The sequence below is a fragment of the Pandoraea vervacti genome, assembly GCF_000934605.2.
Classification (GTDB): Bacteria; Pseudomonadota; Gammaproteobacteria; order Burkholderiales; family Burkholderiaceae; genus Pandoraea; species Pandoraea vervacti.
Genome location: NZ_CP010897.2, coordinates 2,615,637 through 2,629,827, shown reverse-complemented (window position 1 = coordinate 2,629,827; position 14,191 = coordinate 2,615,637). Strand labels below are relative to the sequence as shown.

General features: G+C 64.4%; 11 protein-coding genes. 6 read left to right on the top strand and 5 right to left on the bottom strand.

Annotated features, from left to right (window positions below):
• The first annotated feature begins 57 nt into the window (after positions 1-57).
• Positions 58-1,608 carry an efflux transporter outer membrane subunit gene (locus UC34_RS11745; protein WP_044455701.1) on the top strand — a complete coding sequence of 517 codons (1,551 nt, stop codon included), beginning with the start codon at positions 58-60 and terminating at the stop codon, positions 1,606-1,608.
• On the opposite strand, the gene UC34_RS11740 is transcribed toward UC34_RS11745, so the two are convergent.
• A complete protein-coding gene (locus UC34_RS11740; protein WP_052810999.1) occupies positions 1,573-2,622 on the bottom strand; it encodes a DNA-binding protein in 1,050 nt (349 codons plus the stop codon). The genes UC34_RS11745 and UC34_RS11740 overlap by 36 nt on opposite strands.
• Positions 2,623-2,735: 113 nt before the next feature.
• Between UC34_RS11740 and UC34_RS11735 the strand changes: the two genes are divergently transcribed.
• The 5 genes from UC34_RS11735 (at position 2,736) to UC34_RS25380 (ending at position 8,975) form a co-directional block, all read left to right on the top strand.
• Complete coding sequence (locus UC34_RS11735; RefSeq protein ID WP_084070564.1) at positions 2,736-3,917, top strand: site-specific integrase; 1,182 nt, start codon at positions 2,736-2,738, stop codon at positions 3,915-3,917.
• A 212-nt stretch (positions 3,918-4,129) separates the two neighbouring features.
• Positions 4,130-5,263 carry an NAD(P)H-dependent flavin oxidoreductase gene (locus UC34_RS11730; RefSeq protein ID WP_044458045.1) on the top strand — a complete coding sequence of 378 codons (1,134 nt, stop codon included), beginning with the start codon at positions 4,130-4,132 and terminating at the stop codon, positions 5,261-5,263.
• Between the two features lie 92 nt (positions 5,264-5,355).
• Positions 5,356-6,426 (top strand): NAD(P)H-dependent flavin oxidoreductase, encoded by a 1,071-nt coding sequence (locus UC34_RS11725; RefSeq protein ID WP_044455700.1) that lies wholly within the window; start codon positions 5,356-5,358, stop codon positions 6,424-6,426.
• 121 nt (positions 6,427-6,547) lie between these two features.
• Positions 6,548-7,534, top strand: a complete 987-nt coding sequence (acuI, locus tag UC34_RS11720) for an acrylyl-CoA reductase (NADPH) (protein WP_044455699.1) — start codon at positions 6,548-6,550, stop codon at positions 7,532-7,534.
• Positions 7,535-7,614: 80 nt separating this feature from the next.
• Positions 7,615-8,975, top strand: a protein-coding gene (locus UC34_RS25380; protein WP_418303908.1) for an IS3 family transposase whose coding sequence is annotated in 2 segments (ribosomal slippage) — positions 7,615-8,089 and positions 8,089-8,975 — 1,362 coding nt in all. Because the reading frame shifts where the segments join, the coding sequence is not laid out codon by codon here.
• A gap of 84 nt (positions 8,976-9,059) precedes the next feature.
• On the opposite strand, the gene UC34_RS11705 is transcribed toward UC34_RS25380, so the two are convergent.
• The 4 genes from UC34_RS11705 to UC34_RS11690 all read right to left on the bottom strand — a co-directional run bounded on the left by UC34_RS11705 (position 9,060) and on the right by UC34_RS11690 (position 14,148).
• Positions 9,060-9,782 (bottom strand): ABC transporter ATP-binding protein, encoded by a 723-nt coding sequence (locus UC34_RS11705; protein ID WP_044455696.1) that lies wholly within the window; start codon positions 9,780-9,782, stop codon positions 9,060-9,062.
• Positions 9,783-9,825: 43 nt separating this feature from the next.
• Entirely contained in the window at positions 9,826-11,706 is a 1,881-nt protein-coding gene (locus UC34_RS11700; protein ID WP_044458044.1) for a branched-chain amino acid ABC transporter ATP-binding protein/permease, read from the bottom strand.
• Positions 11,707-11,816: 110 nt separating this feature from the next.
• Positions 11,817-12,695, bottom strand: coding sequence for a branched-chain amino acid ABC transporter permease (locus UC34_RS11695; protein ID WP_044455695.1), 879 nt, complete (start codon positions 12,693-12,695; stop codon positions 11,817-11,819).
• 229 nt (positions 12,696-12,924) lie between these two features.
• Positions 12,925-14,148 carry an ABC transporter substrate-binding protein gene (locus UC34_RS11690; RefSeq protein WP_044455693.1) on the bottom strand — a complete coding sequence of 408 codons (1,224 nt, stop codon included), beginning with the start codon at positions 14,146-14,148 and terminating at the stop codon, positions 12,925-12,927.
• Positions 14,149-14,191 lie beyond the last annotated feature (43 nt).

Below are 14,191 nucleotides of genomic sequence, written 5' to 3'. Positions count from 1 at the left end.
AACTCGTTAAATTCCATGACCCCCACTTCGCCGCCGGTTTTGCCAACCTCCTTGCCGATGCCTTTGTCGACATTGCGCCTGACACCGCTCGCTAGCCTGCGCAACGCCGCCCTGGCGTTGTGCGTCAGCGCTTTGACCGGCTGCGCGGTCGGCCCCGACTACGTCGCCCCGGGCGCGAACCTGCCGCCGCACTTCGAAGGCAGCGCGTTGCTGGCGCAGCGCGATGCGACTCACGCAGGCGCAGACACGCCCCTCTCGCTCGACACCTGGTGGACGCGTTTTCACGACCCCGTGCTCACCGGCATCGTCGAGCAGGCATTGGCGCAAAATCTGGATTTGCAGGCGGCGATGGCACGTGTGGCGCAGGCGCGGGCGCAAGCCCAGGCGGCTGGCGCACGACGGCTGCCGTCATTGACGCTCGATGGCAGCGTCACGCGCGAACATCAGTCGCTGGACAGTCCGCTGGGGGTCGTGGCGCGCACCGTCCCCGGCTACAACCGCAACATGACGGTGTACGACGTCGGGGCGGGCGCAAGCTGGGAACTGGATCTGTTCGGCGGATTGCAACGCTCGGCGCAGGCGGCAAGCGCGCTCGAACAGGCGGCGCAGGCGGAGCGTGACGGCGTTCGGGTGAGCATCGTGGCCGAAGCGGCAGACGCCTATTTCCGGGTTCGGGCGGCGCAGCGGCGCCTGGCGATTGCGCAGGATCAGATCGATACGGACACGCGTCTCATGGAGATCGTGAGGTTGCGGCTGAAGGACGGCCTGGCGACAGCGCGCGAGTTGGCGCAATCCGAGGCGCTGCTGGCACAGGCGCGCACGACACTGCCGCCGCTGCGCATCGAGCGCGAGACACAACTGAATCGACTCGATGTCCTGATGGGCGCCGCGCCAGGCACTTACGCACGCCGCATGAATGCAGCCACGCAGGCCGACGACACGAAAGCGCGTGCGTTGACGATCCCCGCAATTGGCGACGCCAGCGCCCCCGCCGACCTGCTGCGCCGCCGACCGGACGTCATCGCGGCGGAGCGCAGGCTTGCGGCCTCGAACGAGCGCATCGGCGCATCGCTTGCCGAGTATTACCCCAAGCTTTCCCTGTCCGGCGCACTCGGATTCGATACGCTGGCCGGCGGACGTGTACCCAGTGCCGCCACATTCCAGCCTCTGGCCGCACTCGGTCTTCGCTGGCGATTGTTCGATTTCGGACGTATCGACGCAGAGGTGGCACAGGCGCGCGGGGCGAATGCACAGGCGCTGGCAGAGTATCGGCTTGCAATGCTGCACGCCACCGAGGATGTGGAAAACGCCATCGTCACACTCGTCGAACTGGAGCAGCAGCGCAAGGATCTGACGGGCGCGGTGGATGCCCAGACGCGGGCCCGCGACAGCGCACAGGACGCCTATACCGGCGGCGCCGTCAGCTTGTACGAAGTGCTCGACGCCGACCGGCAATTGCTGACGCTGCGCGACGCCGACGCCCGGGCGCAGACCGACAATGCACGCGCCGCTGTCGCGACGTTCCGCGCGCTGGGCGGTGGCTGGACGTCCGACGTGAATCAGGCGGCGGACCTACGGACGGCGCAGGCGTCGCAAGACCGACGTTGACGGCGTTGCGGCACTGCTCGCGCGACGCCTCGCCCCCGGTCCGGCGCCTCGCGCGGCGCTGCCCGCGCCGCCGACACCGGCAACCGCCGTCGGCAACGTCGCCAGCATCGTCTGATAGGTTGCCGTCAACGCCTCCTGCATGCTGACCTGCTCACGCAAGCGCGCAACGACGCCGTCTTGCAACGCCTTGGCCGCGCGCATTTCCTGTTGCGCTTCGGTCATCGCGGCAAGCGCGGCTTCGGTTTCCTGCGCCTGACGCTGCATCTGCTTGCGCTCTTGTTGCAGCGACTTGATCGACTCGCGGGCGGCGTCCAGCTCAAGCATCAGACGACGCTCGCTCGCATCGGCGCGTTCGGCGATTTTGGCGCGCTCCGCATCCCAACCGGCGCGATGCGTCGCGTGCTCTTCCTGCAGCGCCTGCATGGCGTCGCGGGCGGCGGACAGCGCTTGACGTGAAGCGACGGCATCGGCCTGCGCGTCGATCAGCAAGGCCTCGGCGCGGCGCGCCTGCGCCTGCGCTTCGTCCCGCCCTTGTCGCGCATCGGCCGCGGCCGTCTCCGCCGACGCAATTCGCTCATGAAGGACGGCGCGCGCCTGTGCCAGCGCCTCACGATCCGCATTCAATTCCGCCTCGCGCGCGTCGAGCACTGCGCGTCGGACCGCCGCCTCCTCCACCAACGCTGCACGCCCCTCCTCCAACGCCAGCGTCCACAAGTTCATCGCAGCGCGCGCCAACGATTCCGGCATCTCGACGCCTTCGGGCACACCGGCCATCCTGTCGCCCCCCCGTTGCAAACGTGCGCCGAGTCCGGCGAACCAGGCGTCCAGATACGGGCTCACGGTATTCGGCGAGCCTCGACCCAACTGCTGACGGATGCGCTCGATCGTCGGACGCTGTCCTGCCATCAGCAGCGCATCCGCCGCCGTCCAGACGTCATGCTCGGAAATACCTCGGCCGCCTTGCCTTGGCGACGGCGTGAGAGAGGCGGATGTCGGTGTTTGGGACGCGGTCATCGGAAGCACTCCTTGAATTCGGCAGCATTGCCAAATAACCCACGATAATGGAATATTATCGAGAGTTATTTCTCGAATGCGTTATATATCACACATCATACATATGAAATCATATGTTCAGAAGAAAAATTAGCACCCCCGACACACCGTCGCGCAAATCGGACGACCGCAACCTCACCGAAAAATCGCCCGCTGCCGGCCTGCCTGCGCCGCTCAACCCCGCAGTCCTCGACGCCGATGCGCGCGAAGCGGCGCAGGCCCTAGCCCGTGAAGGCGATTCGGCGAACACGCGTCGCAGCTATCAATCGGCAATGCGTTACTGGATGGGGTGGTACCGTCTGCGGTACGGCGAGGCGCTCGTCGCGCCGTTGCCGCCCGCCGTGGTCGTCCAGTTCGTCGTCGATCATGCGCAACGCCAGAGCCATCACGGCCTGACGACGGAGATGCCCGATGCGCTCGACGGCGCACTGGTCGCGCAAGGGCTCAAGGCGCGACCCGGGCCGCCTGCGCTGGCGACACTGCTGCATCGGATCAGCGTCATCGCCAAATGGCATACGTCGCGCGACCTGCCCAACCCGTGCGCGGAGCCCGCCGTACGTGAACTGCTCGCCAAAACGCGCCGCGCCTATGCGAAGCGCGGCGTTCGCACGACGCGCAAGGACGCCCTGACACGTGACCCCTTGCGCGCGCTGCTCGCCACTTGCGACGACTCGCTGCGTGGCAAGCGCGACCGCGCACTGCTGCTGTTTGCATGGGCAAGCGGAGGACGCCGGCGCTCCGAAGTCGTGCGCGCGACGTGCGAGAACGTCCGACGCTGTGGGCCAGCGCATTACCTCTACACGCTCTCGTGGTCCAAAACGAATCAGCAGGGCGTGGATCTGCCGGAGAACGAGAAGCCCGTCACCGGCGCCGCCGCTGCCGCGCTGACGGATTGGTTAAGTGCGTCCGGCATCGAAAGCGGCCCGATTTTCCGTCGCGTGCGGCGCGGTGGGCATGTCGGCGAAGCGCTCTCCGAAGCCGCCGTTCGCGACATCGTGCGCGAGCGCTGCGCCCTCGCCGGCCTGGAGGGTGACTTCTCAGCGCATTCGTTGCGCGCGGGCTTCGTGACCGAAGCGGCACTTCAGCAGGTGCCGCTGGCCGAGACGATGACGATGACCGGCCACACCAGCGTCGCCACGGTCGTTGGCTATTTCCGTCGCGCCGACATGCAACGCTCACGGGCAGCCGATCTGATGGGAACGGATGCGCCCGACATCGCCCATGAACCCAATGCGCAGGACGAAGCGAACACCTGATCCGGAAGACGAAAACAACGCGAAGCATGTCCTGCCTCCCCGACGCGATACCCCTTCGATCGTCAACGACACCTCGTCCTGGCCAACATAAAGATGCATTTAAGTGGTATCTTTTATCGCGCCGGGCGTATGCCATAGTGGACCTATTGGACATTTCGCCTGCAATGACTGCCGCGGTTCCCCCCTTTGAACACTCTCAGGTGCAGATCGTCATGCTTAGCTCCAACGCCTCCCAGTCCCGCAATCGCGCCCTCGTCGAACGTTTGGGATTGCAGACCCCCATCATTCAGGCCCCGATGGCGGGCACCTCCACACCGGCGCTGGCTGCCGCCGTCTCCAACGCAGGCGGCCTCGGCTCGATCGGCGTGGCGGCCGCCGGTCCGGACGCGGCACGCAAAGCCATCCATGACACGCGCGCGCTCACGCGCAAACCGTTCAACGTGAACGTCTTCTGCCACGCGCCAGCCAAACTCGATCCTGCGCGCGACGCCGCATGGCTTGCCTATCTCGCCCCGGAATTTGCCCGCTTCGAGGCGACGCCGCCCGCCGCGCTCAGCGAAATCTACAAGAGCTTTGTCGCAGACGACGCCATGTACGAGATGCTGCTGGAAGAACGTCCGGCTGTCGTGAGCTTCCATTTCGGATTGCCTTCGCAGGAAAAAATCGACGCACTTCACGCCGCAGGCATCACGCTCTTCGCGACGGCAACGAATCTCGCGGAGGCCAGGGCCGTTCAGGCGGCGGGCATCGATGCCATCGTCGCTCAGGGCTTTGAGGCCGGCGGCCATCGCGGACGCTTCGAGGACCTTGGCGACCGCGTTCCTACCGACGACGAACAACTCGGCACGCTCGCCCTCGTGCGTCTGATCGTCACGCATACGTCGGTGCCCGTCATTGCGGCGGGCGGCATCATGGACGGCGCGGGCATTGCCGCCGCGCTCGCGCTGGGCGCGCAGGCCGCACAATTGGGAACGGCGTTCGTCGCTTGCCCGGAATCGGCGGCCGACGCCGCGTACCGCGAACGTCTCACGCGTCCGAATCCACCGCGCACAGCGCTCATCCGCGCCATCTCGGGCCGCCCCGCTCGCGGCTTCGTCAACCGGCTTTATGCCATCGAACAAACGGCCGGGCGTCCCGACCTGCCCGCGTATCCCGTGACCTATGACGCCGGCAAAGCGATCCACGCTGCCGCCAAGGCCAAGGGCAACAGCGACTACGCCGCGCAATGGGCAGGTCAGGCCGCGCCACTCGCGCGGGCGATGCCGGCGGCCGAACTGATCGACGTGTTACGTGCGGAGTTGCGTCAGACGCTCGACTCGCTACGCGAACTGACCGTCGCCTTCTGAGCGGGGAATCCATGACCGCCAATACGACTGCGCCTAAGACCGGCCGCGCCCACGCGTCGCCACGCATCCCTCGAATCACCCAGCGCCTCGGCATGTCCACGCCGATCATTCAGGCGCCGATGGCTGTGGCATCGACCCCGGCACTCGTCGCCGCCGTGTCCAACGCAGGCGCGTTGGGCTCGCTCGCCGTCGGCAACATGGACGCGAGCGCGGCCCGCGAGGTCATCCGCCAGACACGCGCGCTGACCGACCGCCCGTTCAACGTTAATGTCTTCACCCACGTGCCGGCCCGCGCCGATGTCACCCGGGAAGCCGCATGGCTCGACTATCTTGCGCCTGAATTCGCACGCTACGGGGCAACGCCGCCCGCGACCTTGCGCGAGATTTATCTGAGCTTCGTCGAGGACGTGGCGATGTACGAGATGTTTCTCGAGGAGCGCCCGGCCGTCGTCAGCTTCCATTTCGGCTTGCCTCGCCAGGCATGGATCGATGCGCTGAAAGCCGCAGGCATTGTGATCTTCGCGTCGGCCACGAACGAGGCGGAGGCCGACGCCATCGAAGCGGCGGGCATCGACGCCATCGTCGCACAGGGCTACGAGGCCGGCGGTCATCGCGGACGTTTCAACGACGAAGGCGATCGTCAGCCGAGCGAAGACGAACAACTCGGCACCTTTGCCCTGGTGCGGCGACTGACGGCGCGTACCTCGCTGCCCGTGATCGCTGCCGGCGGCATCATGGACGGGGCGGGCATCGCCGCCGTGCTCGCGCTCGGGGCGCAAGCCGCGCAAATGGGAACGGCCTTCGTGCCATGCCCCGAGTCGGGCGCAGACGCCGCGTATCGCGAAGCCTTGCTCAGCGCACCGCCGCCACGCACCGCACTGATTCGCGCGATCTCCGGGCGCCCCGCGCGCGGGCTGGTCAATCGCTTCTGGACCCTGGAACAGACGCCGGGGCGCCCCGCCATTCCGGACTACCCGATCACGTACGATGCCGGCAAGACGCTCAACGCAGCAGCCAAGGGGCACAAGGAGAGCGGCTATGCGGCACAATGGGCCGGTCAGGCGGCGCCGCTCGCACGGGCACTCCCCGCAGCGACACTCGTCGAAGTCCTGACGCAGGAGACGCGCGACGCGATCGCAAGCGTTATCAACGCAGCGAAGTGACCTGCCGAACACACTTGGCGCTTGGCGCAGCGAACACGCCGCGCTCCTGCGCGCTTGCGAACGGCGAATCAACGCGACATCGCCAGCGTCCCCCGCCCCTTAGCATCGGAGACACCCAGGCATGTTCAAGGCAATCTTGTTGACGCAGTCCGACGGCACGACGCAAGCGGCCGTGACCGAATTGCAGGACGATGCGCTGCCCGCGAGCGGCGACGTCCTCGTCGCCATCGATTACTCCACCGTCAATTACAAGGACGGTCTTGCCATCACCGGCAAGGCGCCCGTTGTGCGGACGTGGCCGATGGTCGCCGGCATCGATGGCGCGGGCACTGTGCTCGAATCGTCACACCCGGCGTGGCGCGCGGGAGATCGTGTCGTGCTCAACGGTTACGGCGTTGGCGAAACGCACTGGGGATGCCTGTCGCAGAAGGCCCGGCTGCGTGGCGACTGGCTCGTGCGATTGCCCGAGCGCTTCACGCCGCGTGACGCGATGATCATCGGCACGGCCGGCTACACGGCCATGCTTTGCGTAATGGCGCTCGAGCGCAGCGGTGTCGTGCCCCATCATCGCGACGTGCTCGTCACGGGCGCATCCGGCGGCGTCGGGTCGGTCGCCATTGCGTTGCTCAGCTCGCTCGGCTATCGCGTGGTGGCCTCCACCGGCAAACTGCACGAGGCAGACTATCTGCAAGCGCTGGGGGCCGCCGAAGTCATCGATCGCAGTGCCTTGTCCGAGCCGGGCAAGCCGTTGCAGAAGGAACGCTGGGCCGCGGTGGTCGACGCCGTCGGCTCTCACACGCTGGTCAATGCCATCGCACAATTGCGTTATGGCGGTGTGGCCACGGCCTGCGGTCTCGCGCAGGGCATGGATTTCCCGGCGAACATGGCGCCCTTCATTCTTCGCGGCGTCACGCTGCATGGCATCGACAGCGTGATGGCGCCGCGTGAGTTGCGCGAAGAGGCATGGCAGCGGCTCGCGCGCGATCTGGAGCCGCAGAAACTCGGCGGCATTTCGCATGACGTCGGCCTGGCAGAGGCAATCGCCGTCGGTCAACGCATCGTCAAGGGAGACGTCCACGGTCGCGTGGTCGTCGACGTCAATCGCTGACAACCCATACAAAAAGGGCGGCCGATCCATGAACTGACCCCCAAGAGTTGGACATAAATCCAACCCTTGGGGGTTTTTGCATGACGAAGTACGACGAGGCGTTCAAGCGCCGTGCAGTTCGCGAATATCTAGACGGTGGGCGTGGCAGCCGGCATGTAAGCCAGAAGTACGGTGTTGGTTGTACGGTGCTACGGCGTTGGGTGAATGCTTATCGTGAGCATGGCGACGCAGGGCTTCGCAAGAAGCACGAAACCTATAGTGCCGAGTTCAAGATGTCGGTGCTCCAGCACATGTGGCATCACGAGCTGTCGTACCAGCGCACATGCGCGGTGTTCGATTTACGCGAAGGCAATAGTGTCAGCCGTTGGGAGCGCCAGTATCATGAGGGTGGTTTCGAAGCTCTCAAGCCTCGCCGTAAAGGCCGGCCACCCAAGATGTCCCAACCCAAACAGCCACCCCAGCCGACGACGCCCGGCGACGAGCGTGCGCGTGAAGACCTGCTCAAAGAAATCGAATACCTGCGCGCGGAGGTGGCGTACCTAAAAAAGTTGGACGAACTGCTCCGGGCCAAGGAGCAGACAGCGCCAAAGAAAAAGCGCAAGCGGTGAGCACATTGCGTGAGCGTCACCCGCTCGGGGCACTGTTAAAGATTGCTGGCTTAGCGCGTAGCACGTTCTATTACCAGATGACGGTGGCTAAGGCCGGAGATCGTCATAGCGAGCTCAAGGCGAAGATCGCGCAGGTCTTTGCGTACCACAAGGGTCGCTACGGCTACCGCCGCGTGACGGCCGCGCTGCGCCAGAACGGTACTCCCGTGAATCACAAGACGGTGCAACGCTTGATGGCACTACTGCGGCTCAAGTCGCTTGTGCGCCCTAAGAAGTACCGCTCCTATCGGGGAGAGATCGGGCGTATCGCGCCGAATCTACTGGCTCGTCAGTTCGAGGCCAAACGACCCAACGAGAAATGGGTGACGGATGTCACGGAATTCAACGTTGACGGTAAGAAGCTATATTTGTCCCCGGTTTTAGATCTCTACAACGGCGAGATCGTGGCTTGGCAGACCAGTGAGCGGCCTGATTTTGCACTCATCCAAGGCATGCTGGACAAGGCCTTTGTGCGTTTGGCCGAGGGCCAAGCGCCAATGCTTCATTCCGACCAGGGCTGGGCTTATCAAATGCGGGCATATCGCGAACGGCTTGCCGCACGGGGCATCTCACAGAGCATGTCTCGCAAAGGCAATTGTCTGGATAATGCCGCCATGGAGAGCTTTTTCGGCACGCTCAAATCCGAGTGCTTTCGCCTGGCGCACTTTGACAGCGTTGATCAACTACGCCGAGCGATTGCCGAGTACATCCGTTATTACAACCACGATCGCATCAAGCTCAAGCTAAAAGGGCTGAGTCCTGTGCAGTACAGAACCCAGCCCTTAACCACATAACTTTCCCGTCCAACTTTACGGGGTCAGTTCACCATCGATCGGCCGCCCTTTTTGTTGGCACAAACGCCAGTGTCGAATCCGAGGTCAGTGACTCCCGCCCAGATAGGCCGCGCGCACCTTATCGTCGTTGCGCAGACTTTGCGCGGGACCGTGCACGGAAATGCTGCCGTTCTCGAGCACATAACCGTAATCGGCGACAGCCAAAGCGGCAGCGGCGAACTGCTCCACCAGCAACATCGTCACGCCTTCGGCCTTCAGATTGCTGATGATGCGAAACACCTCGTCGACCAGAATCGGCGCCAATCCCATCGACGGCTCGTCGAGCAGCACGATATCCGGGCGCAGCATGACCGCCCGCGCCATCGCCAGCATTTGCTGCTCGCCGCCCGAGAGCGTGCCCGCCAATTGATTGCGCCGCTCCTTCAGACGCGGGAACAAGTCCATTGCGCGGTCCAGATCGGCGGCCACATCGCCGCGCGGACGACTGCCCGTCAGGCGCGGAAACGCCCCCAGGCGAAGGTTGTCCGTCACCGACATGGTGGCGAACACGCGCCGCCCTTCCGGTGAGTGCGCCAAACCCAGCTTGGCGATGCGATGAGAGTCGAGCCCGTCGATACGCTTCTCGCCGAGGGTGATCTCGCCCGCCGACGGCTTGATCATGCCGGACACGGCGCGCATGGTGGTCGTCTTGCCCGCACCGTTCGAGCCGATGAGGGTGACGACCTGGCCGCCCGGCACATCGATGTCGATGCCGTGCAGCACCTGCACCTTGCCGTAGCCGGCTTGCAGATTACGAATGGAAAGCATAGGAGTTCCGTTTTTCCGTCTATTCGTCTATTCGTCGTGTGCGTCAGTGCGTGGTCGACGCGCCGCCCAGATACGCCTCGATCACCTTTTCATCGGCCTGAATCTGCGCCGGCAGACCTTCGGCGATCTTTTGGCCGAAGTCCAGTACCGACACGGTCTGGCAGGTGCTCATCACCACGTCCATGTGGTGCTCGATGAGAATCACTGTGATGCCGTGATCGCGAATCTTGCGAATGATGGCGAGCAACTCGCGAATGTCGGGCGCGGTCAGACCGGCCGCCGGCTCGTCGAGCAGCAGCAGACGCGGATCGAGGGCCAGTGCGCGGGCGATTTCGAGCAGACGCTGCTTCCCGTACGGCAGGTTGCGCGCTTCTTCGTCCGCCAGCGACGCCAGGCCGACGAACTCCAGCAGCCGCATAGCCCGCGCACGCGCGCCGTCCTCCTCGCGCTTGTATCGCGGCAGGCGCAACGAAACGTCCACCAGTGTCGAATTGAACGTGTGATGCAGACCGACGAGCACGTTTTCCAACGCAGTCATCTCGCCGAAGAGCTGCACGTTCTGGAACGTACGCGCCACGCCGGACAGCGCAATGTCGGCGGACGTGCGCCCGGCCAGCGACTCGCCGGCGAATTCGATGCTGCCCGCCGTGGGCACGTAGATGCCCGTGAGCACGTTCATCATCGTGCTCTTGCCGGAGCCGTTCGGGCCGATCAGGCCGTGAATGGTGCCGCGCTTGACGGTGAGGTCGACCTGATTGAGCGCCTTGAGCCCGTCGAACTGCATCAGCAACTGACGCACCTTGAGCAATTCTTCCGGTCCGTTCGCGGCTTCTGCCAGCACCGGGTCGTTGCTGCCGGCGGCCGACTCGTTCACTTGCGTGGCGGAGACGGTGAGCGTGCGGCGGCGATGCAGAATGCGCGAGCGCAGGAAACCGATGATGCCGTCCGGCAGGTAGTACACGACGAACAGAATCATCAGACCGAAGATCGTCAGACGCCAGTCCGTGATGCTCTCGCGCCACCAGGTCACACCGGCGAGCGCGATCGTACCGATGACCGGCACGGCGGCCTTCGCCAGCGTGGTCCGTGCACGCGCCACGCCCATGATGGCCGCAACGGTCGTGACCACGGCGATGAGCGAGGCCACGATACGGAAGATATTGATGTCGTCGAGCAACTGCGGCAGCAACACGATGATCGCCGCGCCGAGCAACGAGCCGCTACGCGTCTTGCGACCGCCCATGATGACGGCCAGCAGGAACAGAATCGTGAGCTCGAAGTTGTACGTGTTCGGCGAGATGTACTGCTCGGAATAAGCGTAAAGGCTACCTGCGAGACCGGCGAAACCGGCGCTGATCACGAACGCATACACCTTGTAGCGATACACCGACACGCCCATACAGTCCGAGGCGACCGGCGAATCGCGCAACGCTTCGAATGCACGGCCGAGGTGCGACTTCAGAATGCGGTGCGCCACGAGCATGCTCAGCAACAGCAGCACGGCAACGATCCAGTAGTACTCGACCTCGTCGATGGGATGTCCGCCAACGACCGGTTTCGTGAGCTTGATGCCCAGCGGCCCGGACGTGAGGAAGTCCATCTCGTTGATGAGAATCTGGATGATGGTGCCGAACGCCAGCGTCACCATCGCCAGATACGGCCCGATCACGCGCAGTGCGGGCAACGCGAGCACCGCGCCGAACGCCGCCGTGACGAGAATCGCCGCCGGCAGCGCCAGCCAGAGCGTGAGCCCGAGCTTGGCGAAAAACACGCCCGCGACATAGGCGCCGATGCCGAACAGCCCTGCATGGCCGAGTGACACCTGCCCCGTGTAACCCACGACGATGTCCAGCCCGAAGAGCAGGATCGCGTAGATCATGATCGTCTCGATCATGTGGATGTAATACGGATTGCTGACGGCCATGGGGAAGCCGAACAGCGCGACGATGCCGACGATCGCGGCAAGTTTGGTCGTCGTGCGCAGGCCGCCGAGATCGCCGGCCCCGCGTGCAGTGGAGGTCTGTGCGGTCATGGTTACACCTTCTTGATGGCGGTCTTGCCGAACAGGCCTGCCGGCTTCACGGCCAGCACGAGCAGCAGCAGTACGAGACCCGGCACGTCTTTGTAGCCGGTGGAGATGTAGAACGCGGTCGTGGTCTCGGCCACGCCGAGGATCACGCCGCCCACGAGTACGCCCATGCCGCTCGACAAACCGCCGATGATCGCCACAGCGAACGCCTTGAGCCCCAGCACCGCGCCCATCGTGGCGCCGGTCAGCGTGAGCGGCGCCACGAGCACCCCTGCGAACGCCGCCGCCATCGACGACAGCGCATAAGAGAACGTAATCACCAGACTGGTGTTGATGCCCATGAGCCCGGCGGCGTCGCGATCGTTCGCGGTGGCCACCACGGCCTTGCCATAGATCGAGCGACGGTTGAAGAATTCGACGGCGGCCATCATGAGCAGCGCGCCCACGACAACGAGCAGTTCCATGGGCAGCACATTCGCCCCCATCAGATTGATCGGCGCTTCGGGCAGCGGCGACGGGAATTTGAGGTCGTCACGCCCCCAGAGGTTTTCCGCCACGTTCTTGAAGATGATGCCCAGCGCGATGGTGGACATGATCCAGCCGAATTCCGACTTGATGCGTAGTGCGGGTTTCACGCCGATGCGCTCGACGAACGCGCCTTGGACGAGGCCGAACAGACAAACGATGGGAATCATCAGCCAGTAGTTCAGACCGAGGGTGTCGACCAGCGTCAGGCCGACCAGCGCGCCGAGCATCAGCGCTTCGCCCTGGCCAAAGTTCAGGGTGCCGGAAGTCGCAAACGTCAGTTGGTAACCGAAGGCGATCACGGCGTAGATCATCCCCAGCGCGATACCGCTGTAGATGAGTTGAATCAGGATGGTCATGCGGTCCTCTCTCGCGAGTGCGAGCCTACGAGCCTACGAACGGTGCTCGGGAGGCATTCGATGCGTGTGCCGCACGCCGGTCCCGAGTGCCGGCGGCGGGCAACGGTGGCGTGAAGACAGCGCGTCCGCCCCGCGCCGATGCCCCTGATCGAGGCACCGGAACGAAGACGACGCGCGCTGTCGTTCACCCGTCATGGCTGCAATGTGCAGCGCCGGGACGAAAGACGCCTTACTTGGACGCCGTGCCCGCCTTCTCGCGGACCTTGCTGCCGGCCTTCAGGTCGGCGTCGTACGCGTACACGACGCGGCCGCCCTTGACTTCGCCGAACACCGGAATGTTCGCCGTGATGGCGTCGTGATCGTCATGCGTGAACGGTCGGTCGTAAGTCGTGACCACCCCTTCGACCGGCGTCTTCAGATCCTCCAGCGCGGCGCGCACCTTCGGGCCGTCCGTGCTGCCGGCCTGCTTGATGGCCGCGGCCAGCAGGTAGATCGAGTCATAGCCCTGCGCTGCCGAAACCGCCGAATCGATACGGTTGTTCTTCGGCTTGAACATGGCCAGGTAGCCGTCGATGAAGGCCTTGCGCTTGGGCGTATTCGGTTCCTGAATGAACGTTTGCGGCATACGCGCGCCTTCGCCGTTCGCTCCCGAGTTGTCGATGTAGTTCGCCATCGCCAGCGTCCAGCTGCCCACGATCGGCAGCTTCCAGCCGAGCTTGCCCATGCCGTTGGCGATCTGCGCCAGTTCCGGGCCGATGCCGTACGTGAGGATCACGTCGGCGCCTGCCTGTTTGGCCTTGAGCAGTTGGGCCGTCATGTCGACGTCCTTGATGTTGAACTTCTCGACGGCGACAGGCGTGATGCCCTTGGCCTTGAGCGCCTTTTCCAGATCCTCACGACCGAGCTGACCGTAGTTGGTCGAGTCGGCAAGAATGGCCGGCTTCTTGAAGCCGCGACGCGTAATGGCTTCCTCAACGATCATCGGCGCCTGAATGCTGTCCTTGGCCGAGTTGCGGAAGACGTAGTTGTCCGGATACTGGGGCGGCTTGAACTGGTCGGTAATGACCGTGCCCGTGGCCACGTTGTTGAACACCGGAATCTTGGCGTCCTGATAGAAACGCTGCGAGGCAAGTGCGACGCCCGTGTTGATGTAGCCGACGGTGGCGACCACCTTCTCCTTGTTGATCAGTTCCTGTGCGACCTGCACGCCGCGCTCGTTCTTGGCCTCTTCGTCACGCTCGACCAGCACGATCTGACGACCGAGCACGCCGCCCGACTTGTTGATTTCCGCTGCGGCCAGACGCACGCCGTCGCGCATGGACACGCCCATCGACGAAGAACCGCCGGTGAACGGGCCGGACACGCCGATCTTGATCGGATCGGCCGCGATGGCCATCGAGGCGGACAGGGCAAACGCCACGGCGCCGGCCATGAGCTTGAATCGGAATTGCATAAGGGTCTCCTTCGGTGCGATGCGTTTCGATATGACGCTTTTC

Bases quoted from the DNA above. Each gene is read 5' to 3' on its own strand.
- UC34_RS11730 (WP_044458045.1), top strand. From the start codon at position 4,130: ATGCTTAGCTCCAACGCCTCCCAGTCCCGCAATCGCGCCCTCGTCGAA.
- UC34_RS11705 (WP_044455696.1), bottom strand. From the start codon at position 9,782: ATGCTTTCCATTCGTAATCTGCAAGCCGGCTACGGCAAGGTGCAGGTG.
- UC34_RS11725 (WP_044455700.1), top strand. From the start codon at position 5,356: ATGTCCACGCCGATCATTCAGGCGCCGATGGCTGTGGCATCGACCCCG.
- UC34_RS11735 (WP_084070564.1), top strand. From the start codon at position 2,736: ATGTTCAGAAGAAAAATTAGCACCCCCGACACACCGTCGCGCAAATCG.
- UC34_RS11745 (WP_044455701.1), top strand. From the start codon at position 58: ATGCCTTTGTCGACATTGCGCCTGACACCGCTCGCTAGCCTGCGCAAC.
- UC34_RS11700 (WP_044458044.1), bottom strand. From the start codon at position 11,706: ATGGCCGTCAGCAATCCGTATTACATCCACATGATCGAGACGATCATG.
- acuI (WP_044455699.1), top strand. From the start codon at position 6,548: ATGTTCAAGGCAATCTTGTTGACGCAGTCCGACGGCACGACGCAAGCG.
- UC34_RS11690 (WP_044455693.1), bottom strand. From the start codon at position 14,148: ATGCAATTCCGATTCAAGCTCATGGCCGGCGCCGTGGCGTTTGCCCTG.
- UC34_RS11740 (WP_052810999.1), bottom strand. From the start codon at position 2,622: ATGACCGCGTCCCAAACACCGACATCCGCCTCTCTCACGCCGTCGCCA.
- UC34_RS11695 (WP_044455695.1), bottom strand. From the start codon at position 12,695: ATGACCATCCTGATTCAACTCATCTACAGCGGTATCGCGCTGGGGATG.